The 24871-nt window shown below is 58.1% G+C and carries 20 protein-coding genes and 1 pseudogene; 7 read left to right on the forward strand and 14 right to left on the reverse strand.

The features are described 5' to 3' along the window. The first annotated feature begins 208 nt into the window (after positions 1-208). The gene (locus OKW35_RS00235) at positions 209-2047 is read left to right on the forward strand and encodes a hypothetical protein (RefSeq protein ID WP_429550867.1); all 1839 of its coding nucleotides are present in this window, start codon (positions 209-211) and stop codon (positions 2045-2047) included. 688 nt (positions 2048-2735) lie between these two features. After that, positions 2736-3707 (forward strand): hypothetical protein, encoded by a 972-nt coding sequence (locus OKW35_RS00240; protein WP_429550868.1) that lies wholly within the window; start codon positions 2736-2738, stop codon positions 3705-3707. A 1216-nt stretch (positions 3708-4923) separates the two neighbouring features. Here OKW35_RS00240 and cysC read toward each other — a convergent pair. From cysC to OKW35_RS00265, 5 genes are all read right to left on the reverse strand, one after another. Beyond that, positions 4924-6639, reverse strand: a complete 1716-nt coding sequence (gene cysC, locus OKW35_RS00245; RefSeq protein WP_429550869.1) for an adenylyl-sulfate kinase — start codon at positions 6637-6639, stop codon at positions 4924-4926. 34 nt (positions 6640-6673) lie between these two features. Next, complete coding sequence (locus OKW35_RS00250; protein ID WP_429550870.1) at positions 6674-7390, reverse strand: FkbM family methyltransferase; 717 nt, start codon at positions 7388-7390, stop codon at positions 6674-6676. A gap of 1 nt (position 7391) precedes the next feature. After that, entirely contained in the window at positions 7392-8618 is a 1227-nt protein-coding gene (locus tag OKW35_RS00255) for a hypothetical protein (RefSeq protein ID WP_429550871.1), read from the reverse strand. A gap of 127 nt (positions 8619-8745) precedes the next feature. Further along, complete coding sequence (locus OKW35_RS00260) at positions 8746-9471, reverse strand: hypothetical protein (protein ID WP_429550872.1); 726 nt, start codon at positions 9469-9471, stop codon at positions 8746-8748. Positions 9472-9800: 329 nt separating this feature from the next. Then, complete coding sequence (locus OKW35_RS00265; protein ID WP_429550873.1) at positions 9801-10100, reverse strand: IPT/TIG domain-containing protein; 300 nt, start codon at positions 10098-10100, stop codon at positions 9801-9803. A 1148-nt stretch (positions 10101-11248) separates the two neighbouring features. On the opposite strand from OKW35_RS00265, the gene OKW35_RS00270 reads away from it, so the two are divergent. From OKW35_RS00270 to OKW35_RS00290, 5 genes and pseudogenes are all read left to right on the forward strand, one after another. After that, positions 11249-13423, forward strand: coding sequence for a hypothetical protein (locus OKW35_RS00270; protein WP_429550874.1), 2175 nt, complete (start codon positions 11249-11251; stop codon positions 13421-13423). Positions 13424-13624: 201 nt separating this feature from the next. Further along, positions 13625-14089, forward strand: a pseudogene (locus OKW35_RS00275) (ATP-binding protein); the annotation flags it as partial. Continuing rightward, positions 14086-14298 (forward strand): hypothetical protein, encoded by a 213-nt coding sequence (locus OKW35_RS00280; protein ID WP_429550875.1) that lies wholly within the window; start codon positions 14086-14088, stop codon positions 14296-14298. The pseudogene OKW35_RS00275 and the gene OKW35_RS00280, both read left to right, overlap by 4 nt. 673 nt (positions 14299-14971) lie before the next feature. Further along, complete coding sequence (locus OKW35_RS00285) at positions 14972-15217, forward strand: hypothetical protein (protein WP_429550876.1); 246 nt, start codon at positions 14972-14974, stop codon at positions 15215-15217. A 338-nt stretch (positions 15218-15555) separates the two neighbouring features. Beyond that, the gene (locus OKW35_RS00290) at positions 15556-16254 is read left to right on the forward strand and encodes a hypothetical protein (RefSeq protein WP_429550877.1); all 699 of its coding nucleotides are present in this window, start codon (positions 15556-15558) and stop codon (positions 16252-16254) included. A gap of 146 nt (positions 16255-16400) precedes the next feature. Here OKW35_RS00290 and OKW35_RS00295 read toward each other — a convergent pair whose 3' ends face one another. The 9 genes from OKW35_RS00295 to OKW35_RS00335 all read right to left on the reverse strand — a co-directional run bounded on the left by OKW35_RS00295 (position 16401) and on the right by OKW35_RS00335 (position 24820). After that, on the reverse strand, positions 16401-17414 hold the full coding sequence (locus OKW35_RS00295; RefSeq protein WP_429550878.1) for a hypothetical protein: 1014 nt from the start codon (positions 17412-17414) through the stop codon (positions 16401-16403). 293 nt (positions 17415-17707) lie between these two features. Beyond that, positions 17708-19138, reverse strand: coding sequence for an IS1182 family transposase (locus tag OKW35_RS00300; RefSeq protein ID WP_429550879.1), 1431 nt, complete (start codon positions 19136-19138; stop codon positions 17708-17710). Positions 19139-19889: 751 nt separating this feature from the next. Beyond that, on the reverse strand, positions 19890-20105 hold the full coding sequence (locus OKW35_RS00305; protein WP_429550880.1) for a hypothetical protein: 216 nt from the start codon (positions 20103-20105) through the stop codon (positions 19890-19892). 195 nt (positions 20106-20300) lie between these two features. Continuing rightward, entirely contained in the window at positions 20301-21665 is a 1365-nt protein-coding gene (gene dnaB, locus OKW35_RS00310; RefSeq protein ID WP_429550881.1) for a replicative DNA helicase, read from the reverse strand. Next, on the reverse strand, positions 21662-22567 hold the full coding sequence (locus OKW35_RS00315; RefSeq protein WP_429550882.1) for a hypothetical protein: 906 nt from the start codon (positions 22565-22567) through the stop codon (positions 21662-21664). Before OKW35_RS00315 ends, dnaB begins: the two co-directional genes overlap by 4 nt. Before the next feature lies 1 nt (position 22568). Beyond that, positions 22569-23042: a hypothetical protein gene (locus OKW35_RS00320; protein ID WP_429550883.1), complete on the reverse strand. Its 474-nt coding sequence runs from the start codon at positions 23040-23042 to the stop codon at positions 22569-22571. Next, the gene (locus tag OKW35_RS00325) at positions 23042-23251 is read right to left on the reverse strand and encodes a helix-turn-helix domain-containing protein (RefSeq protein ID WP_429550884.1); all 210 of its coding nucleotides are present in this window, start codon (positions 23249-23251) and stop codon (positions 23042-23044) included. The genes OKW35_RS00320 and OKW35_RS00325 overlap by 1 nt, the downstream gene beginning before the upstream one ends. A gap of 168 nt (positions 23252-23419) precedes the next feature. After that, positions 23420-24370: a hypothetical protein gene (locus OKW35_RS00330; RefSeq protein WP_429550885.1), complete on the reverse strand. Its 951-nt coding sequence runs from the start codon at positions 24368-24370 to the stop codon at positions 23420-23422. A gap of 96 nt (positions 24371-24466) precedes the next feature. After that, complete coding sequence (locus OKW35_RS00335; RefSeq protein ID WP_429550886.1) at positions 24467-24820, reverse strand: hypothetical protein; 354 nt, start codon at positions 24818-24820, stop codon at positions 24467-24469. Positions 24821-24871: the final 51 nt, after the last annotated feature.

Consider the following 24871-nt stretch of genomic DNA (forward strand, 5'->3'; position numbering starts at 1 on the left):
CGATAAACCGCTGATTTTACATATCCGCAATGACGTTTTCGGGGAAGACGTAACGTTCGGCACATTGGTCAATGGCACTAAAACGCAGATAGGAACCCTTCAACCTGGCGAGTGCGCCTCGATACAGGTTTCAAAGATATCGGGCGTCTATGCTACATGCGAGCCGGGGCTCGATTCTGTCGTCGCGTGCATCATCACGGACTGACAAATGAACTTAGCCGAATCTCTGAAGGCCAGCGTCATACCGGGCAATTTACCGGTGCTTGCGCCCGCCGCCGCCGATTCATCGCAACCGGGACTCCCAGCAAAAGCCGTTTCATTGCAAGTGCGACCATTCATGGCTTCGCATCTCTGTTTTGATACGGATGGTGTTCTCGGGTTTCTGAACCTGACACTCAACCCAAACCGGGGTCTACTTGGCGCAACTGTGCCCGCCTTTAACTTTGATCTGTTCCATGCGATCCTCGGCTCCAGGCCGACTGTTCCCGCAAGTGGAAATATCACATTCACAACGAATCCTGCAGCCGACACTACAATCGTTATGAATGGCACTCAGTGGACTTTTGTCAGTTCGCTAACCACAGGAAATCAGCTTCTCATTGGCCCGACACTTGATTTGACCCTTGCGTCTGCCGTGACCACGCTCCAAGCATCGAACGACGAAAACACAAAAAAATTCACTTATGCCTCAACGGTAACGGTCCTCATTCTAACGGCAGCGACGGGCGGCTCTCGTGGAAATGCGTTGACGATTTCCACGACAGTTTCGGGGGCTAGCGCGTCCGGATCAACTTTGTCCGGGGGAGATTCTTCACGTCTGCTGTACGATTTTCTGAAAATCCAGGCCGACGTGGCGCCGTTTACTTTGGCTGCACTGCGGGCTGAACCGAGAAAGGCGACGCTCGAGAAGGCGATCAGCCTGCGCCAGAACGCATACCTAACGAAGTACGCGAAACAGGATACGATCATCTCCTTTGCGCGACAGTACTATTTCAATCCGCCCGACTTTGGTCTGAAAGGGCCTGCAAATCCCGATTCAAAGACCGCTAGGTTGTCCAGTCTTAACAACATCAACGAGGGTCGATGGCAGGTGCTTAATGATGCATACGCAAATGCAGGGAGGGCAGCCGAGGCCGAGGGAGTTGTTGACGCAGTAATCTCGACATTAAGTTCGGACACCAGCGGTTTTGGATATGCGGCGAACAGCCAGACCGACGAAACGTTAATCGTCACTCCAACTGGCTCTTCCAATACCCTGGGAGCCTTGCAGCCGAATGCGCCGCCGAAACCATGGGATACGCCTCAAGGGCCGGGGCCGTATTCTGCGGCTGCACCATCGTCTGCCGCTTCCTTGTGGGGGGCTAGCACCTGGGCCGCCATTGGTCAAACCTCTGGGACCTCTGCCTCTGGTGAGGTGGGGTCAAGCTATCAAACAAATTCTAACGCTAGTCAGGCGCATGTAGATCAACAAGTGCAGACCTATAGCCAAGCGTTCAGACATCCATTTTATGATGAGTTGGCGAAGTATCAGCGTGCACAGATCAGCCTCATTGATCAGCGATTTGCCGCATTACAGGCTTCTCAGAATATACCGGACCTTGCAACAATATTCGGCAACGAACGCGTCTCTATTGACGCCGATGTCTATCAACTGCAGATCGCTTATCTGAACACCATTCTCATGTCGCCAATCCCCGGCGTAGTCACGGGTGTGTACAAGAATCTCGGCGACCCCGTCAGAGCAGGCGAGCCCGTACTACGCGTCGAGTACTCTGATGTGGTTCTAATAGAGGCAATTGTGATTTTTCGTGGGCCAATCGTGGTAAACCAGACAACCGTGACAATCACGACAGCTCTTTTCGGTTCATCCGCAGGAAAGCCAACGTCCATAAGCGGGTACGTTGTGGCCGCACGGAGCCACGATGGCGACGATACGTGGCACCTGATCGTCGAATGCCTCAACCAGGATGGAAGTAGCCCGCCAAATCCAATTGTGCCGTCGGGCTACCGCTTCGACCCTGACGACACGTCTGTTACCATTGTTTGAGCCAGAACCAATCATGTCTGACGACACGTTCGACGGTTCCGGTGACGATAGCCTCCTGCAGCAAGTAGTTAACACTGCGTGGGGCACAGCGTCATCTTCGGCAGCCCGCATTTCCCCAGTACTCGGAATTATCGTCGGAACGTTTTTGAATAGTCATGGAGAACTGGATTCGGGGCCCGGCGGCGATCCCATGACCGGGCTCCAGAATGCAGACGCCTTTACAACGGAAGCCGATTGGCCTTCCAGTGAGGTATACAAAACAACTCTAAGCGATGACCAGCTCCCGAAAAGTTTCGGTTACGTGACAGACGTCCTCAGTGCAGGAGATGAACTGGCAGCCGGGGATGGATTTAGCGACCTCCGGGATGCGTTTGTTGCATCCGCGCCAAATCAGGATCTCCGGTTAGCTTCCAACGACGGCCCGGCAGGCTTCCAGATTTCGTTTAGCAGTAGAGGGGTTTCATTTCAATCGCAGTCCCCTCCGGAATCGCCGTCGAGTCCTCCTTCGCTTCATCCTTCGCTTCCCGACGTTGCACCCGATCCAAACCCGTCACTGGCACCCCCGCCACGGTCACAATCTTCACCAGCTGCAGGACAGCCGACCCCGGACGCACCCCCGCCTGTTTCGTCGCCGCCGTCCGCTGACGCCTCCCGATCCGAGGAAAATTGGAGTGCCGCGAAGGCCGGCATGTGGGATTCCCTGGTGAGCATGATCGAAGGTATCGCGCACTTTGGTCCGGAAGGCGTCGTAAACACTTTCACGCTAGGTTTGGGTTCCCCGTTGGGTTTGAGGCCGCCAAAGCTAACGCTCGATTGGGCCAAGTTCGGACCGCCTGTACCCACTGGGAATTTGATACGCGACGCCCAACTCTTGGACAATTACCGGAGAGGCGGCTGGGTGACGACAGTCGTCACCGCTGCGGCGCCATTCGGCGCTGAGGGAGTGGCAGAGTCGGCGCTGTCAGCGGCTACCAAGTTTCGCGCGCTGGAAGGCGCAGAAATGGCGGGCGGAGCGACCGAACCGTGGTTGGCCGGGCTTGACGAAACGTCGGAAGCGCTCGGATCGGAGGTGCCGAACGCTCTGGCTCCTGAAAACCCGCTCGATAGGGTGGAGTCGGCGAACGCCGAACGCTATGCATTCGGTGATTCGCCTAAGACCTACGAGGACCCGTTCACGAGTCAGAAGTCGCCTGTCGTGGGCGCGCGAGAAGCACGGTCAGGCGCGAATACCTTCGATCGCGCGACTATAGCCGAAAGCGGCGACTACAACCAACAGACTGCCCCGAAGCATCTTGGTGGGGAAGGCAAGGTCGGCATCCAGCGGCCCGGCGTCGTGAATGCGGATGGGCCCGACAGCATCGTTTTCGATCCGGAGACTGGGAAGATTCAGGTGCGTGACACCAAGGGCCGGGGGCCGGGCGGCAGCTTTCCGCAATCGCCGTCGCGCTCGGAGGTCGCGCGCAAATGGGGTACGGAAATCGGCCGCGCCATCGACGGCGACCTCGGGGATCCGGTGGGCGGCGTTCGAACGGGCGATGCTGCGCTCGACCAGCGTATCCGGGATGCCTGGCATGAGGGAAAATGGGAGTACGTGCAGGTTAACGTCCGCCTGCCTGAGTTGCCGCCGAAGGGACCGCTGGAGGACTTGGGGCCTTTCTAAGAGACACAGACCTCATCTGAGGCCTGAGGGCGAGGCGATTCGTCATGTCCGTCTTCCTCTCTCCATAAGCGAACTTCCTGAGGTCCGGTCCTGATTGCTGGGGCAAGTCAAACGGTCGTTCACCCGAAAATTTGAATGTGTCTTGCCGACAAGAACGTGCGTGGTCTTAGCTTGAGGAGTAGTTTCCGGTAGGGAGCGAAACCGCCCAAGCACATGCCAGACCTTATTTGGAGTCTTGCTCGATTTGAAGGGCCGGTGACCGAAGCGGAGCGGCCGCTCGAATCGCTAAGCGACTACGAAAGCGAACGGCAGCTAGTGGCCGTGTGCTGCCTCATGCAATAGGCATGTGCAGCCCGAACGTCGAGAGGCTGTGATCGGCTGCACGCGACCCGCATCGGTCGCTCAGGCTTGCGGAAGATTAATGGCTGCTTTCGGGGCAACTCGGTCGTCTCAGGACGGATGCGATTCACCGGCGTCCGGCGTGGCAGACCTGCCCACAGCGGTTGTGCAACATAACAAACGGGCGAAATCTGACTGGCCGGCGGCGCTCGCTCAATCGGGCTATATGGGACGATGTGCGAACCCAGATATGGTCAGGCGTGGTCGATCACCGGCGTTGGAATCCACGCGAGAAATGAAGTGGCGCACGTACGAATCTAGGATAACTAGGCGGTTCGGCGCTGGACTCACCCAGATTCCCGGTCCGGCCAAACAAACGGACTTCCGCTCTTCGTCTGGGTTGAGAATCGCGCGAGCGGGAACACTGTCGTTTGCAGGTTCGACCATGCAATGCAGTAGTCCGCCCCAGTGCACATCCCAATCGCGGGAAAAGTAAAAAATATAGGAGCCGTCTAGATCACCATCGTCACGATGAAGTCCAAGTGCAGTACCCGGAGGATAGATCCAGGGCGTCAGGCTGGCGCGGGCCGAACTACGATTGCCATCCAAAAACATGACGCGCAGCACTGCAGCCAGCGGCTCTAGTTCTGCTGGGCATGACTTCACCCCAAGGCCATGCCGCGAAACTGCGTCTACTCTGGACATTAGCCACGTCGGACCACGCAAGGGCTCGCCATCGCCAAGCCGCCACACCGACCTCCACCTGTCGATATGCACTCCGCGATAGGTTAACCGCTCTGCCCATGGCGTGAGTACAGCCAGGTCATGAGGGGCGAGCACGTCGTCGATGATCTGGATGCCCGACTGATTAAAAATCTTACGCATTGTTATCCTTTAACGACACGCGATGAACGAGCAAACGAAGAACCAGTGCCGCTTGCTCACGAACATCGCCGTCGGCTGGCGTAAGACGAAGATTCGGCGCGGCCGGTCGCTCATAAGGTCCGTCGATGCCCGTTACGTTTGGTACACGGCCGGCTCTGGCCAGGCGGTATAGCCCCTTTGTGTCGCGACGCTCGCATTCATCGAGTGGCGTGTCGACATGAACCTCGAAAAAATCCAATTCTGACGCGCGATGGAGATCGCGCGCAGCTCCGCGGCCGGCACGGTACGGTGATACCAATGCCACGAGAACCACGATTCCAGCCCGCGCGAGCCGATGCGCAAGCGCGCTGACCCGTCGTACGTGTTCATTCCGGTCCGTGGCCGAAAAGCCTAGGTCGGCGCTTAGGCCACGGCGAAGCTCGTCTCCGTCCAGAACAACTGGACAATTGCCAGAATTCAGCAATACCCTAGCAACCTCCGAAGCGACGCTCGTCTTACCGGAACAGGGCAGACCAGTAAACCACACTGTCGCACCGCGCTGTGCAGTCCCTACCCTCCCCATGCTGTCTGCCGACAAATATTTACGATGCTTTCCGATACCCGAAATCAGGAACGCTTCGGGCGGCATTGCAAGTATCGCGCGCCATGTGGCCCTCTTCGGCGCTACTTTGCAGGTCTCGCCGAGCGCTGTAACCAGCGTTGAAACAGTCAACTCCCGGCAGGCGGGCGTGCGCGTGCGAGACGCGGCCGAAGCACCGAAGCGCGTCATCCCGACATCCTCACGTCTGGCCCGATTTGCGTCGTAGCCGAACTGCCGGACAAGCTCCATCGTTCCCTGCAGGGACGGCACCCTGAACGACCACTCCGCTGGCGGCGCCAGCGAGCTGGGAACCGACACTTCATGAAGCGCCGGACTGGTCAAGAACTTTGGATCGAATCCACCGCCGGCGTTTGACGGCCCCCACGTCGAGTACGGAGAGCGCTCCGGATGAACCATTGCCGTAATGCATGCTTCATCGGAACTGATTCCTAGCCATCTGCACAGCACCGGAAGCACTTCACCGGGATGGTTGATCAGGTTCTCCGCCTGCACCCGGAGGAATCTCTCCGGTCCGACTTGCTCTCCGAACGCGGCAATACGCGCATGCTGTTCTCGCCATGTATCGAGGCACAACTGGGGAGCAGCGCTGGATGGAACCTTCCAGTAGCTAAGCCCGCTCCATGCGCTGAGCATCGAGGCCACCGTGGACCATGGATGGCGAACCAGATGCAGATAGCGCGCCGACGGATAGGCTCTGGATGCGCGACTCAGCGCATGGTCGGAACGCGTTGTCTCGGGCGACTTTTCCACCCCCGTCAGCGGGGCTATGAGCGCGAGCAGGTGGTCGAAAACCGCCGTAACATCCCATGCTGCGCGGGACCGCAACCAATCGAAAGCCCGCTCCACCGCCTCGACGGATTGTCGACCCTCATGCAACTGGGCAAGGGCGCGGACGAGGCCCGCTGTACGTTCGCGCGCTGGCATGCCCGCCCCCGGTTGAGGTTCGATGAGCAGTTCGGCAACGGTCGCCGCCCGGAACAGGCGAAGCTCGGGAAAGCCATAGAGTTCCGGGTGCTGGCCGAGCATGGCCGCAACAAGCGAACTGCAGGAACGTGCTGGTGCGAGCACGAAAACCGGAGCGAGTTCACTTCGTGATGACGTCATCATGTCAACCATCCGTAATGGCGCCCCGGTCCGCGGCTCATACGATAGAGCCAGACGTAGCCGAACCGACCCGCCCTGCCCACACAGCACTTCGCCACGCAGGTCGCTCGACGTCGTGGCCCCACACGTAGCAATCGTCAATGCCGAGGCACTTCACCCGACGCAATCCGTGTGTGGCAAGAAACGCGGCGATCTCTTCGCGTGCCGGTGTGTTGTTGTGCTCTACCGTGAGGACGCGCACGCGGTACTCGTCGAACGGAAAACTGCGAAGGATCGCCAACTCGGAACCCTCTGTGTCAAGACTCCAATAGTCGATGACATCCGGGGCGCTGCAGGAACGCAATATCGAACGGATGGTGAGGGATCGCTTGCTGACCGTTATCGCCTGACTCCCGCAGCTGGACATCCCCTTGGATCGGATAAACGCCTGTACGAACTGGAGATGTCCAGGGTCGTATTCATCAACAATGCCTCCGTATACATCCGCGGCCTCAAGAAAATCGACTTCCCCCTCCCTGTCATAGAGGCAGGCGTTAAGACAGATGCAGGATCGGTGTGCGGCCAGACGCGCGAAAAGTGATTCGTTAGGCTCGATACAGATGCCATTCCAACCATACTCGGTCTCCAGCAGCAAGCTGTTGCTTCCCAGCACACCGTCCGATGCACCAGAGTCGATAAAAAATCCGCCTCGTTGACCTCCGCACACATGGATGACAAAAAGGTCCTGGCCCTGGAAAGAATAGCTTGAGAGCACGCTATCCTCCCACCCTGATTTTCAGTAACGCAGGAGAGCGCCACATCCGTGAAACGCCAGACTGCAGTTGCATTGGGGAGCCATCAGCCGACACGGCCGAATAGCGCTCATCGAGCTCACGCACACCATACAGCATGGTGATATTGATCCTTCGATCTTCGTAGCCTGGCCGGAAGTTCATCTCGTCCGTCGCGTGAAAAAGATCGGAGTTGAAGATCACCGCGCGGTTACGACGATAGGGGATGCGCGTGGCGCATGCGCGGTTTTGCTGGAGATAGGCCTTTATCATGTCCAGCTTCTCGTTGTAAGAGCGAAAGTCCCAGTTTGCGGGCGCGCCATGGTCGTAGATGACAAGCCCCCCCGTCGATCGATCAAGATTTGACTCGTCCGGTGTGATCCAGAAGTTCACGTTGACCGCAGCAAAATCAGCGTGGATAGTCGAATCAGGTGGCAGATACGACGGATACTTGAAGCCCCATAGCTGTTGCAGTGGGTGCCGATGCCCGATTACGTCCGGCAACGCCGCCCGCACTTCCTCGGCCACCTGCAAAAGCAATGGACAATTAAAGCCAGACAAGAAAAACGCGCCAAGCCGGCCATACCAGTATCGATTGCCTAACCAAACCGTCGACTCGAGACAGAAGCGCCAAATGTCGTCCAGTGCGTCCTGTGTGAGAAAGTCGTCAATTACGACGATGCCTTGCGGATGATGAAGATAACGTTGCTCGACGTCTGAGCGTGACCATCCGGGCGATAGTGCCTGCCGTAGACGAGGCGTATCGCGCACGTGCACAATACGGCTATACACGTGCCCAATGCGTCCGACATCCTCGTCCGACATCAGCGTTCGAGTCTCCCTGCCCTGTGCATCAAGGCGCGCGATTATCGCTTCATAGTTCGCGATAATGACATCGATCTCCGCACCGACAATGTGATGCCGTCTCAGATACTCAAGTTGTTCGATGTCGTGGCGCAACTTGTCCGCCGACAGCATTGGCCGCGGCTGGCTGGAATCCCGATCGGCCGCCCGTTCTGTACTCGTGAGCTGCCCACCGTGGCATGCATGCGCGAAAATGGCGGCCAGCTCGCCAGCGTCCCCTAATGTCTCGGCGTGCATGGCGTTGACGATCACGTCGGTCATCCACGACACCCCCTCATCACCCAAGTTCAGTTCAGCACGGAACAAACCGGCTGCCTCCTCTAGGCGACCCGCGATGAAGAGCTCCACGGCCTGCCGGCGCCGTGCTTCCGTCGCCCCTTCTGGCTGCGCGTTCGCACTGAATCGAGGACTCGCGTCGACAAGAGCTGCTCGCCTCTTCGAGAGACTCATTGACGGATAAACGGATCCCGCGTGTTCAACGTTCTTCAAGTCCGGTCGCGGCAAGAGCGCCGGCCTCAGAGAGTTCCGTGGCGTATTCGATGAGAGCACGAAGCGTTATCTCGAATTCAACCCACCAATTGGGGACAAGAACGCCTCCTGGCGTTATCTGTGTGCCCGTACCCGGCGACACCTGTGTGCCACCGCCCGGCGTAACCTGCGTACCCGTGCCTGGAGACACCTGCGTGCCCGTGCCCGGCGACACCTGTGTGCCACCGCCCGGCGTAACCTGCGTACCCGTGCCTGGAGACACCTGCGTGCCCGTCCCCGGTGTGAACTCAGTTCCAGAAGCTCCCCGCCCCGGGCCTCCAAGCGCTGCCCCGATCAACCGGACAAGGTCGAGCGCCTGCCCCACTGGCGCTCCTTCAATCGATCCCAGCCGGATAAGCGCGGCCGCCACAGTAGCGTCTCCGTGACGACCTATTGCCTTCGCCAGGCCGTCGGCGAAGCGACTATTGGTTAAAACCATATCCGGTTCGCGAGCGTACTCCCGAAGCCAGTTCAACATCGGACGGTTTGCCAGCACCGCATACAGAAGCTGGTTCGCACCCGCGGCCACTTCCGTAGGCATCGCTTTGCCCTCTATATATTCAGAAAGAATCGTCGCTGGGTCGGTGACGAACTGTTCGCGCAGAAGAAAGTCATTTGACAGTGCCCTGAACAAAGCCCTAGATCTACGCGATATCCGCATTTGATGATTCATGACCACTCCTTTCCTCGTAGTCGCCTATCCGCGACAAGATTTGAACGGGCATACCTACCGCTTAGTAATCCTATATTAGTCCGAACAGAAACGGTTTCGCGCTCCGAAGGGCACGCCATCTAAAGAATTTATCGATTAAGACGAACGAGAGTATTGTGATTTGTGCCGAATCCGGGACAACACGTTCAGAGGTCCGGCCCATGCCAACTTGCCCAGTTCGCCCAACCAGTGTAGCGCCTCACGTCCAAATGGACTACGACCCACAGCAACGCGACGCATGGGCGGTGGCGGCAACCCCTGCCTCCCCTATCGATCATCGGTCTTACCGATCAAGCTTGCGCGGCCTGTTCAGGCATTGACGTAAACACCATAGATTGTGCCGGCGACAAATGCAAATGAGCATCGACCCAGCCCATGCGACCAATAACAACGCAGTTGTTTCGGACGTGCTCAGCGAAGCCCGAACCCTTGAGCGTAACAAGCGTGCCCTCCTCGCCCTGCAGGGGGCTGACAGACGTGATGACAACGGGTGAACGATCCATCATGATGAGCTCCTCGGATTTTTCCTTCTTACCAGTTCGATACGCTTGCCTCGGTGCGTCTTTAAAAAAGAGAAGGTGAACTTCCATTGGCCGCTCACACCGGTTGTTACTATGTAACGTGTTTTTTCGAACCGAATATGTGGGACAGCGCACATTCAAAAGACCAAACAGTCTGGTGTTCGAAAAATGTTCTCCGATTTAGCACTGACAGTTTCCAAGCATGTTTTTGGCTAGCGCGACGGTACGTTTCCGTGCAAACCAGCTAGTCCGAGCGTTCGCGTCGGTTTGCTTTTGGGTTCTTGCTGCTAGTCTCCGTTGTCAGCCATGGTGCGAACGTCGATATCTTCGCCATGAGTATCTGACGGCTTTCAGAAGCTGACCAGTCGTTCGCGTGACTGCCCGATGACTGGTGCGGACGGCAGAAACTGGCCGGCCTCTGCCTCATGCGGTCCGCATTCTCAGGCTGCGCCCGCCGGCTCCGGCGATCGGCGGCACGCGACCCTACCCGGAAGGTCACCTTCTGAAAGACTGCTACTCAACACCGTTCGCTCTGTTCAGACTTTAGTTCACCTCAGCACGCATGAGAAACCCACAGCTAGAATGTAGTAAGTTTAAGTAACAATAACGTATCAGCTTGGCTTCATTCCCGGCACCCGGCTGTGCCGTACTATCGAAGGACCGCACGAGGGAGGGAGGAAAATATGCGTCCTTTGCCGCCGGAAGTGTTGGAGCGCCTTCGAAGTCTCGATGCGCCAAGGCAATCGACGCGGTCGCAGGCCATGCGAAGCGCGACATAACTTTTGAACCCACAACTGCAGTTGAGACTGAAAGACGGCACGTCCGCGCGGGCGGGCGAGAATTCGAGCTTCTGCTGCGTGGCCCAAAGTCTTACGACACGCGGGCGAAGAAGGACGGAGGGGGCGCAGTTGACCTCGTGATGCATCTGTTTGGCGTCGGGTTCATGGACGCCGTTGGCATCTTGAAGCGTGGAGGCTTCGACTGAAAGATTCATTGCGGGCGAGCACGCAGGCTACGGTGGGGGGCGACGAATGATTTCGTCCGGTGTACGTTTGGCAGATCATCGGCTATCGGATACGTGGGCAGCAAACATTCTTACGATAGTATTACTTGACTTTAACGATTCGTCGACTACCCTCCATCAACACTGTAAGTAAGTTTCGCAAGGAGAATCTGTATCGCGATATGGTTAACGTAGTTGTTATGGAGAACGAAACATGGCACTTTCCCCTCCGAACATTGTTGGCGCCCTCTCGCCGTTGAGTACGTCCGTCAGGTTGTGTAACCAGATCGTCAACGCCGCAGTCACTGTATATCGGAATGGCGCGGCTATATGCCATCAGCCTGCAGTCGCTGCCGACCAGATTTTCGATTTCGATCCGGGAACGACGTTGAATCCCGACGATTCGATAACGACCAGTCAGGAACTCAACGGCGACGCGAGTGGCCAGACTCCTTTTCCGACAATTGTCCAGAAGCTGATACCGCCATTCACCGGCCACCGCTTCATCTCACATGTCTATCAGTGCGGAACCTCCCTATTCCTGGGGGGGATCGTTCCCGGTGCAGACATTCAGTTGAGTAGTGGCGCCGCCGTAATTGGGCAGCAGACGTCAGTCGACGGTGGCGCTGTGGTTAAGGTTCCGTCGATTGGAGTCGGCGAAATTATAGTGGCAAACCAGATCGTGCGGGGCGTTCCCGGGCCACCAGTATCTAGTCCGCCGGCGGACAAGCCGGCTCAACTTGGTAACGTGTTTCTGGAAGACCCGATGGCCTGCACGACCTCCGTCAAGGTCAACAGCTACCCGGATGGCTGCCAGATCACCGTCCAAAGCAATGAGCCCGATCCGGCAACCTCGAGGCTGTACGACGCGCCAATCGACCATATGACGTTCGGTACTCCGCCGCTCGTCGCCGGCCAGACAGTCACGGTCCAGGCGCGCATGCCGCGTTGCGGACTCGAAAGCGCGGTGCTGAAGAAGCAAATTCTGCCGGCCAATCCCGCTCTCCCTGTTATCGCCACGCCCCTTTGCGCTGGCGCGATACGCATGCTGGTCACCTCCGTTCGGTCTGGTACGTTGGTCACCGCTCGACAGGGTGCCGTCACCGTGGGTACCGGGCAGGCCTCGGGCGATACGCTCGATATGTGGATCGATCCGCTCGCTGACAACGGCGTGCCTGTAACTGTCACGGCCGATCTGTGCGGTGTGACGCGGGACAGCCAGATTATGCCGGTGACGTCAGCACCGGAAACGATCGCCCCCTGTCACATTCCAGGCCCCCTGCTGGATTGCAGCATGACGCTGTGGGTTGACAACGTCCATCCCGGTGCGGTGTTGGCGGCGTTCTCGGACACGCGAGGTCAGATCAGTGAGTGGCGGACCTATCCGGGTGTGGAAGCCGAGATTGCGCTCGCATCAGCCTTGGAGGCCGGCCAGTCCATTCATGTAATGCAGATTGCCTGCGGCGGCGGCATGCAGAAATCCGACAACGATCCCGATCCGTCGGTCGCCGCGGTCGTCGCTCTGCCGATGCCCGACATCATTGAGCCGCTCTTTGCCGACCGCCGGGTGGTAGATGTCAAATCCGGGTTCCCGGGCGCACTGGTTCAGCTCTATACGCGCGAGACCGGATACATATCGAGCGACATAACCGGCAAGGACGGCATCGCTCATCCGTCGGCGGATGGAATCGACGTTATGATCCGTCCTGGCTATCACGCCTATGCGAGGCAAATCCTGTGCAACCTGCTCACCGACATGGGGCCGGTCGTCCAGGTGATCGACCGTACGCCGCTCGCGCCAACGATCGAGGCCCCGCCTAACAACGGGACTAACCAGCCGCAGCGCCCGACCCTGAAATGGAGAGATCCGGGCGCAGGGACGGTCCACCAGGCTACCCAGTTCCTCGTCGAGCTCGCTCCTGCGGCTAGCGGATTTGGCGGCGGGCTGATCGTCAACCAGGCGCTTCCCAACACACAATACGCGCTGCCTATCAATTTGGCATTCGGTGTGAGTTATGTCTGGCGGGTCACCGGCTTTGTCGGCGACCCGGGCTTCGAAATACGCGGGCCGTCAACGACGGCGCAGTTTGCCGTCACCGCAAAGCCAGTGATCGATAGCGTTGCACGGGATGTGAGCGACAAATTCGAGGTCAAGGGTAAGAATTTCCTGGTCAGCCACGCCGTCCACATTCGCGTCGTTAACTCCGACACACTGCAGTCGGATTCCTTTCCGGCGAATTCGGATGCAGCGGGAAACCTCGATGCGAAGCTAACGTTGCCTGCGCTTCCAGCAGGTACACATCTGGCATTTTCCGCAAACGACGAGAGGCAAGACGCTGGCGACCTCACCGGAACCTTGTGGAGCAATACATTTAACTTGACTATTTGACGTCCTGGCCTAACACGGGGCTGCCGCCTGAATTGCTGAAAAATGCAAGGCCCGCTACACCGGCGGGTCTTTTTCATTCGCCTTGCCCAGGCCAAGGCGGCAGACGTGAACACCTTAGCGCCGACCCTCGCCTATGCCCGGGTATCCTCGCATGACCTGGCTGAACAGCTTCAAACCCAGGCAGCCGAACACGGGACCATCAACAGCGTGGGCAAGTCGACCCTGCCGCTGAATCTCGCCTATCAGGCGCTCGTCAACGGGCACACGGCGCTGTTCACAACCAATGGCCAGATGCTCGGTGAGCTCGCCGCGCTTGACAGTGACTCGGCGTTACGCCGGCGGCTGCACCGGTACGCCACGCCTGACGTGCTTGTAATTGACGAGGTCGGATACCTGTCCTACTCGAACCGCCACGCCGACCTGCTGTTCGAACTGATCAGCCGCCGGTATGGCGCAGCGAGCACCGTGGTCACGACAAACCGGCCATTCGCAGAATGGTCGGAGGTGTTTCCGAACGCCGCCTGCGTCGTCTCGCTGGTTGACCGGCTGGTGCATCGCGCCGAAGTCGTCGCGATCGAAGGCGAATCCTACCGGGCGAAGGAGGCACGTGAACGGGCCGAGCAGCGCACACGCAGTGCGGCACGCATGGAGAAGAAGAAACCATGAAGCACCTTCACCTGCCTTCGCGCATCACTCACGGGCTCGACTTCCTGATCCCTGACAACTGGTCCGCCGATCAGGCCGTCGTCGAACTCATCGACGATCTACGCGAGCGTATCGCCGCGCACTATCAGATTCCCCTCAATGAACTGCTGCACGAACAGCGCGCACCTCTCGACAATCCTCACCCTCGCGACATCGACGATCCACTCTGACGACCATCACCAACTCTCTGAACGCGTCGTACCACGGCCTGTAGATCCACACTGTAATGGGAACCCATTCCGTCCAGCCCTTTGGATCAGAGAGATGAGGCTAGTGAACGAGCAATCGCGCACCGGCTGGCGTAAATTTACCGCTCGCGAAAGGAAGTTTGTCGACGGTTGCCCCCGCAGTTGTGGATTCGTAAATGCTCGCTCCACCGCTTATGAGGTCAACGCCCGAAAAAAGAGCATTTCCGTCTAGCGTAATGCCCTATTGAACTACCGTCATTCCAGTTTCTTTCGCCGTATCAAGAGCCTCGCGGGGCCGCGGCCGACATCACGCGACCCACAGAGGCCCTTCGATTTCCTCCACAGCCGACACTCGCCGCCGACTCCTTTTGTAATCGTTACAATAGGCTCACACGCCAACACTGAGAAAAGCGAATGCTCAATGGAAAGACGATTTCAATGGTAGCTCTAGCAGTAGGGAACCAACATGACCACAACGTACTGTCCAGTCTGCGACAGGAAGCTCGGTCTTGAGGAGTTTCACCCAGCCTATGCCGCCGTGCCGGCGCACTGGCTTTGCGGTGTTCGTGATTGTGGGGTCAACGAGTACGATTACGAATTTGGAGACCCGGAGCGGGCTGATTGACGGACGGCGAATGCTGGCAAGGGGATAGATATGAATTCGGAAAAGAAGGAAGAGAGTTTTCAATATACCAACGATCATTGGGAAAACGACCCTTTCCTGACTCAGAACCCGGAACGGGCGGCAAGGGTCGAGCGAAACTTGTATCCGACAATGAAGGCGTTGGGTCTTAGTCCAGATCAGATCAAGGATCCGGAACAGAAAGCGGCTTATGCCGAGTTCCTTCAACATGATGCGATTCACGGGAAAGCAGAAGACGCGCCGCCAGACGCGGGCTGATTGATGCGCGCCAGCGAGCGACAAGTGCATGCCGTACATGGCCGATTCGCGACTGGCGACGCTTCGGAAAGCGATTGTCAGCAATTCACGGAGGTATGTCGACTGGCCGTTCATGGCCGGTCACTGTCCAATGCAAACGGCATATGCGAATCGAATCTCGTATGACCGGGATCGGCGGCACGCGACCCCGAGCGGTCGTTCGAACCGAGACCATTTGGACGGCCGCCGTTGATCGTCAAGCAGCCAGTTGTGATCGATGTTGTGAACCCCCAGTGGGGCGGCAGGCGACACCGGTACGGGCTAGACTGACTCCAGCCTTGATAATCGGAGCGTCTAATATGACAGACCGTAAGCCGTGGACGTACGGAAAGGGAATCAAAGGCCGTGCGTACCTTGAAAGCGATCAGCCGTTCGACGATGTCGCACACGAGATTCGCGATGCGCTGGAGCATGCGCCGCTGTGCGCCGTTTGCTTCCAATTGGAGCAAGCGCGAGATAACCCGGATCTCGTTAAGAAAAACTGCAAGCGCGGCTCATGGCATATCCAGCTCGATGTCGGCCTTCTCGATATCTTCTTCAATGGCAAGATGGGAATTCGTGCACAATATTATAAAAGTCCAGAACACGGACATTTCAAGAACCGACTTCTCCTCGATTTAATTAAAAATCGCCTCGTTACGTTTGCTTCTAAAAAAGATCCCACCGTAGATACGTCGATGGTCAAGCTTTCACTGAACGCTGAATCCGCGAAGGTTTGGATCTCTGAAAGAAGCCTTCTCGGTCAATGGATTATCGGTTGTCCCGCACCTGATCTGGTTGAAGATGAGATACAGAACGACTGGCTTGACGTTGCGCGCAAGGTGCAGTGCGGGGAACTTGGACCTGCGCAACGGGGTGCGCTACATGGTGTACGGGCGCCTCTTGCCGACCAGTTAGAGATAAAAGGCGCTTGGGTAACCGAGCTTGGTCGCGATGAATACGTGCCCGAAGAAAAGCGCGACCGCGACCAACAGTTACATTTGTTCGGATTCACCTGATCCGTGTCCGGGCGGCGGCCGGGAGCGGCGTGCTCGTCACGTCGAACACCCGGCGTCCGCAGGTCTTTCGAACCTGATACCGGCTGTAGGTAACACCTCCATGCACCGGTGACAGACAGGACGATGTCCGGCGCAAGAAATCTTTGTCAGCGGTTCGCGCAACGAGGGCCTTCATGCCAACGTTCATGATCGCCCTTAGTTATTTTGAGGATCCGGTTATTGTAATAATCGGAAACGTAGAGCGACTTATCCGGACCGAAGACAAAGCCGGTGCCAGATGGGGGGCCGATACTGAAGCCGAATCCAATGATTGCGGCCTGACGACGCTTGTTGTAGGTAAGCAGTTGAGTGCCATTCAATACGTAGAGCGCCTTTCCGAACTCCCTTTCGGCAGGACCGAAGGCGAGATAGGTATTGAATCCGGCCAAGCCGGTCGCAAACGCATTGTCCGCCACGCTCCCGTCGGCGTTGTAAATCCGGATCGTCCCGTCGGCGATCGACAGGAAGATCCGGTTGTCGTCGGCGATTGCGATACTGTTGGGCCGGTTCGGGGTGGAAAACAATACAGTGGGAGAGCCACCATTGCTCACAAGGACCCGCGGGAAGTCGTCGGAAAACACTAGGCGTCCTCGTTGATCGAACTTCATATCATCGACATCTGCAAAACCGGAGTTAAATATCACCGCGGAAGTTTGGTCCCTGAAGATAGCGGCCAGAATGCCACCGCCTCCGACGAGCACGGAATTGCGCACGCCGCTTATCCGTCCGGAAGCGTCGAACAGCACTGCATCCGGGTCAACTTGGGGCGGGCCAAACTCAGACACCGATCCGCCGCAGGGCTCAACCTTGTGAATCCGGTTGTTGCTTCCTCCCTGCCGACCCACGTAGAGCGCCCCGTCCGGCGCGAATGACAATTTCATCGGTTCGGGGACATTCGCATAAACCGAAACGTGGAAGCCAGCGCTGAGGGTCGGCAAGCTCGCTGCGGAATCCGCTGTTTGGGCCTGTCCCGACTCGGACGAGGTGACGCTGGTCTGGCCGCTCCTGACCTGATCATTGGCGCCGCTCAGATTGGCGGTATCGTTGGTCTGGGCTGCATATGCGCCGCCCGCGAAGCCGAACAGGACAGATGCGAGCATGGAAGGTAGAAGGTTGCGCATGATAACCCTCATATAATGAGGCGAGAAGCGAGACATGCATCGCGCTCGTTGAGGCCAGCGTCCTCCAGAATACACCGTTCGTTGGGGGACCGCTGTCGGCGGTGAACCCGCCGTTCGCACGTCCGCCGGCAAGTGCTGACCAATGTCTGTTGATGGCCCAGAGCGTGTCAAAACGGGCAGCGACTGGGAATTAACGAAACCTGGCTTGACGCAGGTCTCGACTTTTCGATTGCGGCGATCCGAGCGTCAAATCACAGCGAAAGTATTGCGAAGGCGCAGCACCTCAACAGGGCTCACGCCCGCATCGCTGTCATCAACGCTTCTGAACCGAGTAGCTTGATCACCCGCTTCATGTTGTACGCAAGCACGTGCAAGCTCATTTCTGTGCTCACCCGCTCGATGGTCCGTGTCAGGAAATGAGTGGCGCCCATCCATGCCTTGATCGTCCCGAACGGATGCTCGACAGTCTGTCGCCGGATGCGCATCATCTCAGGCGCATGATCAAGTCGCGCCTGCATCTCATCGAGAACATCTTCGTGTTCCCAGCGTGCCACGCGACGTTGAGGGCCTGGAGTGCAATCCCCCTTTAGTGAGCATTGCTGGCAATTTGAACTCCAGTATTTACTGGTCTTCAGACCGCGCTCAACAGTTGAGAATCGCCAGATTAGCCGCTGGCCCGCCGGGCACCAATATTCGTCCGTCTGTGCGTTGTAAATGAAGTCATCCTTGCCGAAGCGGCCATTAGCCGTTGCGCTCGATGTCACCGGTTTCGGAACGAGCACGCTTATTCCAGCTTCATGGCATGCGAGTATTTCCTCGCTCTTGTAGTAGCCCCGGTCCGCAACTGCAGTGAGCTTGTCCACGGCCATCTCTGTACGGGCAAGCTTCGCCATTGACGTCAACTGATCACGATCGATCCCATCATTGATAACGACGTGCGCGACGATCAGGTGGTGCTTTGCGTCAACTGCAGTCTGCACGTTGTAACCAACAACCCCCGTACCTCGAGTCTTCATCGAACGGGCATCTGGATCCGTGAGCGATACCTGTTTGTCGGGTGCTGCGTTGAGTTGGACCTCGATCTCCCTGAGGCCTCGCATCTGCTCCTTCAAGGCCGCAATCTTGTCTTGCAGTCGCTCCGTCCTGACCTTCGCGATTGCAGGCTCCTGACGATCCGCTGTGTCCATCGCCTCAAGATAGCGAGCAATACTTGACTCGATGTCGCGCATGCGTCGTTCAAGCTTCGCGCTCGTGAAGTTACGGTCACGGTGGTTCACCGCCTTGAACTTGCTGCCGTCAATCGCAACGATCGCTTCGGCGAAGAGGTCCAGACGCTGGCATAGCATGACGAACTGACGGCAGACGCTACGGATCGCTTTGCCGTTGTCTTTACGGAACCGCGCAATGGTCTTGAAGTCCGGTGCAAGGCGGCCTGTAAGCCACATCAGTTCGACGTTGCGCTGGGCCTCGCGTTCAAGGCGGCGGCTCGACTGAATACGGTTCAGGTAACCGTAGATATAGATCTTGAGCATCACCTCGGGGTGATACGACGGCCGACCGGTCAATGCTGGTTCGACGCCTTCAAACCCAAGCTTATGCAGATCAAGCTCATCGACAAAGACATCAACTACGCGCACGGGATTGGTGTCCGTCACGTAGTCATCGAGGGCTTCAGGGAGGAGAAAGCTTTGCGTACGATTGTCGCCTTGAACGAACCGTTTCATCTTGCTCATCCTTCGCTATCGGATGGCAAATTTTAGCGCTCCAAAATGCGTTTTGACACAATCTGGGCCGAACCGCGTCGTTGGACGGCCGATTGCGTCTGCACAAGCAACTGCTGCATCGCACAAATAAAATCGACCGCAGAACCGAATGCCTGTTTCAATCCCCGGCGATTCTTCGGTGAGCGCACGATAGGCGAGCGGCGTTGGCTTCAGCCCAGTCGCTGACGAATGAGCGCCGTATGTGACACGGCAAATACTCACGTGCGGGCGCAGGCGCGCGTTCGGGTATAAAAACCCGCATGCTCGTAGCCTGCGCGCCGCCTCACGGCGTTACCGATCGCCGTCTGCATTTGGGTCCAACCCCAAGCGTCGCGCGATTTCGCCCTGCCCGGAAGGCGTTAGTTGAACCCATGAGATCGACTCAGGCCCGCGCTGCACGACCCATCCATCAGCTAGAGCATCATCCGTCGCGCGCCAGGTCGCCCCGACCTCATCCCGAGCGAGCCAACTCCATTCTTCGAGCAGTTCGAACAAGTGAGTTCTACGCACACCGAGACCTTGCGCAGTCGCTGTCACGGACAGGCATCCGGCGTAGCGGTCGTTCGCCTTGCGGACCTCTGCGCGCCGCCGTTCGCGGGATTCAAACGAAGCCTGGATACGCTCGTCACTGAGCGGCGTGAGGCCAAGTCGGCGACAAAGGGCGTTTAGTCGAGCCGCGCGGCGGGCGAACCGTCGCGGCATTTTGCGATGGTCATTCATCGGTGCTCCCGTCGAGCATGCGGCGCACGACGACGCGGACAGATTGATTTGCGGCAAGGCGCTTTGCCACATCGACAGGCTTGTCGGTCGCCGATTTGCGGTGCGTCCGAGTGCGTTGTTCGATAGCGCGCAAGACAGACCGAGCGTTTTGGAGGCGGCGCACCTGCGCGACCATCCCAGACGACGCCTTTGGTTTTTCGTGTCCCATGAAATTCTCCTAAGTGAGTTAGTTATCCTAAGTCAATGACGATGTGCCGACGCATTTAAACGGCCTGCACGCCTTTCGAATGGTGCGCGGCATACGGACCTCACCACACCCGCGCGAAGCCCGCCACGGCGATGAAACTGCGTCTGGCTCGCCTTACTCAATCGAATCCTCAGCTGCTAGCGCGCCGCCGCGCTATTAGTCGAATCCACGGTTCCGAGCTGGTCGGCTAACCGGTTGTGTCGGCCACGGTCCCGAATGGCTCTCGAACGTCACAAACTCGCCGCGATAGGACAGGGCAATGTCGCCCGTCCCGCCGTGCCTGAACTTCGCAATGCGGACCTGAGCGAATCCGGCCCACTGCTCGCCCGCTTCCGGGTTTGAAACCTCCTCTCGATGGATGAACATCACGGTGTCCGCGTCCTGCTCGATAGCGCCAGAATCGCGGAGGTCGGACAGCTTCGGCATCCCGCCCCGGTCCTCAACACGGCGATTCAGTTGCGCCAAACAAAGGATTGCCACGCCCAGCTCCTTGGCAAGCGCTTTCAGCCCGCGCGATATGCCCTCTATCTCGGCGTTCCGGTTGGTGCCGTCGCCGGTCATCAATTGCAGGTAGTCGATAATCAACAGGTCGAGGCCGTGCTTACGCTTCACCATCCGGGCCTTGGCTCGCACGTCCTGCAATCGCAATGCGGCTTGGTCGTCAATGTGCAGATGCAAGCCCGTGACCTTCTGCGCGGCGACCGTGACGCGTCCCCAAAACTCGTTATCGTCGCTCGGTGCCTCCATCACGCGCGCGAGCGAGTTACGCCCAAGCGATGCGAGAAGCCGGTCGTGCAACTCGGCTTCGGGCATCTCCATGCTGCAAAACAGAACGCTGTGGTTCTCGGCGGCATGTGCGGCAATGTTCAGCGCAAGTGCCGTTTTGCCCACGCCCGGACGTGCGGCGAGAATCGCCAGCCAGCCCGGACGCAGCCCGCCGTTCAATCGCTTGTCGAGATCAGGGAAGCCGGTTGAAAAGGCCGGTGATGTTCCGCTAGAGCGGCGCTCAAGCTCGGCCAGGTGTTCGGCCAAGCCTTGTGCGACGAGCTTCGGCTCCCGCTTCACCACGCCCTCAGAAAGCTCTTCGAGCTTCGATGCCGCGCGGTCTATCAGCGTCGCGGCGTCATCGGGCGTCGCGCCAATGGATTCCCGTATCTCGGAGGCCACCGTGAGCAATCCGCGCTTTTGCGCCCGGTCTCGCACGATCCCGGCATATCGGGCGATGTTCGCGGCGCTCGGCGTGTTTTGTGCCAGCGCGTTCAGGTACACGAGCCCGCCAACCTGGTCGGCTTTGCCCTTCGCCTGTAGCTGCGCGAATACCGTCACCACGTCCGCGCCGCCACCAGCAATCATCGCCGTGACCTGCTCGAAAATCGCCCGATGGTCGGCGCGATAAAAGTGCTCGGTGCGCAACTCGCCAATGCGGTCGATTGAATCGTTGTCGAGCAGCAGACCACCGATAACGCTTTGCTCGGCTTCTACCGAATGAAGCATGGCCCGACGCATGTCATTCGTGCTCATGCGGTCCTCTCATTTTCGTAGTGACCCTCGCGCACCTTCGCGAAGTTCTCCGCCTTTAGGAGCCAGTCGAGGGACGCCGTGAACGGCTTGCGCCCGTTGGACGTGACCCTGCCGGTCAGGAAGCCGCATCCGGCCACGTAGGCGAAGAATCGACGCCACCATTCAAGGCTTTGGCGCTTTCCATCTTCGTTCCAGCGGGCGCGAAGGTGGGCGGCGCGCGTCGGCGTCCAGTCGCGGATAGCGGGGCTGGCGGGCAACAGTTCGTGATACAGGGCAATGATTCCTTGGTGCGGGCAGTCCGGTTTCTTCGCGTGCGGTCTCTCCTTTGCATGTTCGTCGGCATCGCTGGCGACAACCAACACGTCAGTGTTGGTTATAGCTTCCTTTCCCTTCCCTTCGACTCCTTTCCCTTCCGTAGGCGAACAGTCCCCGAACGCTCCTCGACCGTTCGCCGATTGTTCGCACGGTGTTCGGCGAACATCTGACGCACGCTCATCGAAAGTTGCTTCGATGGGCGGTGCTGGGATGTTGACCATACGGTTCGCGCGGCGCTTCGCGGCAGCAGCCGGAACAGACCCGTCAGGACGCGGATGCTTGAACGTCGGTTGGTCGATTTTTTGGTGATGCCAGCCAGTCACTTGCCAATACAATTCGTTGTCGATGGCATATTCCGTCAGCAAACCGACGCGCGCCAGTTCGGCTATCAGTCCGCGAACATCCGAAACCGAAACGTCGTCAGCCGGGAAAACCTCAGCCTTCAGGCGCTTCTCGCTCGCCGGATGAATTCCTGCGTCATCGCAAAAATTCCACAAGCCGATGAACAGCAAACGAGCCGGAATCGACAGGTCCATAATTTGTGCTGAGGTCCAGAACTCAGGTTTGATTGAGCGAATGCGCGCCATTTCAGACCTGCCGCAAAAGGCCAAGCAAGCACGTGCACAACTCATGCGCAATGGCGCGCTTGGCATCCTGGTTAGGCGCGAAGTGAATTGAATTGGCGATGTCGTGCACAAGCGCGAAGTCGTCCACCAGTGTCGCCGTCTGCGTGGCTTCGGGAGCCTTGGCGGGCTCATTGAGAGCGGACGCGGACCAGTTGCGCGTGGCAGTTTCGAGGCGGCGCAGTGCGTTGCGCTCGGCGGCTCGGGCTTCCTGAAACGCCTCGTATGCCTTTCTCGTCGCGCGGCGGAACTTCGGGTCATTCACGTCGAGATAGTCAATACCACGGCGCGTTTTGAAGCGTTCGCAGGAATACTTGTATTCACCTTGGGCGAAGCGGCGGGCCGATTTCAAACGGACAAACTCTTTGGCACGTTGCGCGACCAGTTCATCGGTCCACGCATGGCGCGCTGACGTATTCCGGATATTCTTCGCGGTCACTATTTCGCACTCCCTTCAAGGAGAGCGCGAAGGTCAGACACGCGCCATGCCAAGCGGCCATTGATACGGACAGGGCGAATCGGGCCGTTCTCAAGACAGGCCCACTTGCGCAGGGTTTGCGGCTTGCGGTTGAGTGCGGCGGCGGCATCCTCAGTCGTCACGACTTCGGGAAGGTCGGTACTGCTCGTCAGGGAAACAGCCATCGGCATCTGAAACCTCGTCTGTAGTTAGAACAGACTAGATTTCAAAATCGGTGCATACGCCTATCAAGCAATCAACGCATCTTCCTAGAGCCTTATCTGGCGGGCCTCTGCGGCAATTTTCGAATCGGCGTATTAAATCGGCGTAGGGTTGAATCGGCGCGCCGATTCGGATTGCTAGCGCCTTTTGCCGTTTTTCGCGCGGCCGCCGGTGAGCCCCTTCGGAATTTCTTTTACGATGGTCGAGGCACCCAGCACTTTGTCGCGGTCGCTCCTATACTTGTTTCTCTCCATCTCGGTGGCAATGATTGCGGCGATACCCTGTTTGGTGTCCGGGCGCGTTTTATGGTCAGCGTATAGCCACTGATTGGCGTATATGTGGCGCGCGCGACTCTGGATGTAGGCGTCCATGACCTCTTTCGTATTACGGCCCATCTGAATTCTGGCGATCTCGTTTCCGATAGCTTCGCCCGCATCGGTTGCGGACGCAATGTCATGAGCGGCGGCGGGTGGCGCGCTGTCGGTCGCCTGCTCGGATGCGCGACCCGGTGTTTCGTCGGCTATCGTCGCACCGTTCGGCCTGGGCTCGGCGGCAAGGCTCGGCTTGCTGGCTTCATGGGAATCTGCTGCATCGTCCGGGGCAGCAAGCAACTTGACAGCGTATTTACGTAGCTCGCCAAAGCTGATTCGTAAATCGGTAACGCCCACCTCTATCAGAGGCTCAGCAGTGCGGTAAACGTCCACGCCGCCATCGGGGCGAACATTCTCTAGTGCTCGCAACTCAACGCCCGATGGACGCACGGATAGGCTGTATGCCGTAACCGCATCGATGTAAAAGTGCTCCGCACCCTTCGGGAATGTCTGACCAAAAGGCATTTCCTCGGGGTGATTGACCTTGGGGGATAAAAAGACGGCACGGAATCTTGCGGACGGTATCGATGCACCATTTTTCCGGTCTATCAGAACGTTTCCGGGCAGAACAACCGTCAGGCGCACACGGCCTTTCTGTGCATCGAGCAAGAATGCCTCGACAGAATACGAGTTTTCGGGCAAACCCCGGTCACGGCAAATTTCATTCAATACGTCAGCGGCATAATCCAGCGTTTGGAATGGCAGCGGTTGTTTCATACGGCAAGCTCTACAAGTTCCCTCATGAAGAGGCCGGGCCAGTGCGGCAGGGTTTGCGCACGTTCGGGAGCTACCCTAGGCCCGGCAAACCGGATATCAGGCCGTGCCGCTGGTGGCACGCTCGGTCACAGCACGACGAAGCTCGGTCAAGCCAGCGCGCAGTTCGTTTTGGGCGGTGATGTCTTCCAGCGCTTGAACAATCGCATCGAAAATACCCGCCGATGTGGAGTCAAGCGGGTCGCCCATCGCATCGACGGCGCTAGCTCGGGACGAACCACCACGCGCGACTGATGCGGCGATGTGTATCTGCTGCTCGATAACCTCGAATCGACTGCAAACCCACCCGATAATGGCTTCATCAGACGCGCCCCGAAGGCCAAGCGAATTCGCCAAGTCCGATGGGAAGTGGTCGGTACTTCCGTGTTGCGCACTAGAATTGGTATCAGCCATGCTTGCAAGCTCCGATTAGTTTGCAGTGTTGATTAGGCGGCGTTGGTGTTT

Origin of the sequence: Paraburkholderia sp. MM5477-R1 (assembly GCF_050436385.1) — a bacterium.
GTDB lineage: Bacteria > Pseudomonadota > Gammaproteobacteria > Burkholderiales > Burkholderiaceae > Paraburkholderia > Paraburkholderia tuberum.

What these genes read in the sequence shown, in the direction of transcription:
- OKW35_RS00305 (WP_429550880.1), bottom strand. Translation starts at nt 20,105, where the DNA reads ATGGGACACGAAAAACCAAAGGCGTCGTCTGGGATGGTCGCGCAGGTG.
- OKW35_RS00330 (WP_429550885.1), bottom strand. Translation starts at nt 24,370, where the DNA reads ATGAAACAACCGCTGCCATTCCAAACGCTGGATTATGCCGCTGACGTA.
- OKW35_RS00315 (WP_429550882.1), bottom strand. Translation starts at nt 22,567, where the DNA reads ATGGCGCGCATTCGCTCAATCAAACCTGAGTTCTGGACCTCAGCACAA.
- OKW35_RS00335 (WP_429550886.1), bottom strand. Translation starts at nt 24,820, where the DNA reads ATGGCTGATACCAATTCTAGTGCGCAACACGGAAGTACCGACCACTTC.
- OKW35_RS00270 (WP_429550874.1), top strand. Translation starts at nt 11,249, where the DNA reads ATGGCACTTTCCCCTCCGAACATTGTTGGCGCCCTCTCGCCGTTGAGT.
- cysC (WP_429550869.1), bottom strand. Translation starts at nt 6,639, where the DNA reads ATGATGACGTCATCACGAAGTGAACTCGCTCCGGTTTTCGTGCTCGCA.
- OKW35_RS00325 (WP_429550884.1), bottom strand. Translation starts at nt 23,251, where the DNA reads ATGCCGATGGCTGTTTCCCTGACGAGCAGTACCGACCTTCCCGAAGTC.
- OKW35_RS00295 (WP_429550878.1), bottom strand. Translation starts at nt 17,414, where the DNA reads ATGCGCAACCTTCTACCTTCCATGCTCGCATCTGTCCTGTTCGGCTTC.
- dnaB (WP_429550881.1), bottom strand. Translation starts at nt 21,665, where the DNA reads ATGAGCACGAATGACATGCGTCGGGCCATGCTTCATTCGGTAGAAGCC.
- OKW35_RS00285 (WP_429550876.1), top strand. Translation starts at nt 14,972, where the DNA reads ATGAATTCGGAAAAGAAGGAAGAGAGTTTTCAATATACCAACGATCAT.
- OKW35_RS00240 (WP_429550868.1), top strand. Translation starts at nt 2,736, where the DNA reads ATGTGGGATTCCCTGGTGAGCATGATCGAAGGTATCGCGCACTTTGGT.
- OKW35_RS00300 (WP_429550879.1), bottom strand. Translation starts at nt 19,138, where the DNA reads ATGAAACGGTTCGTTCAAGGCGACAATCGTACGCAAAGCTTTCTCCTC.
- OKW35_RS00265 (WP_429550873.1), bottom strand. Translation starts at nt 10,100, where the DNA reads ATGGAAGTTCACCTTCTCTTTTTTAAAGACGCACCGAGGCAAGCGTAT.
- OKW35_RS00280 (WP_429550875.1), top strand. Translation starts at nt 14,086, where the DNA reads ATGAAGCACCTTCACCTGCCTTCGCGCATCACTCACGGGCTCGACTTC.
- OKW35_RS00260 (WP_429550872.1), bottom strand. Translation starts at nt 9,471, where the DNA reads ATGAATCATCAAATGCGGATATCGCGTAGATCTAGGGCTTTGTTCAGG.
- OKW35_RS00235 (WP_429550867.1), top strand. Translation starts at nt 209, where the DNA reads ATGAACTTAGCCGAATCTCTGAAGGCCAGCGTCATACCGGGCAATTTA.
- OKW35_RS00290 (WP_429550877.1), top strand. Translation starts at nt 15,556, where the DNA reads ATGACAGACCGTAAGCCGTGGACGTACGGAAAGGGAATCAAAGGCCGT.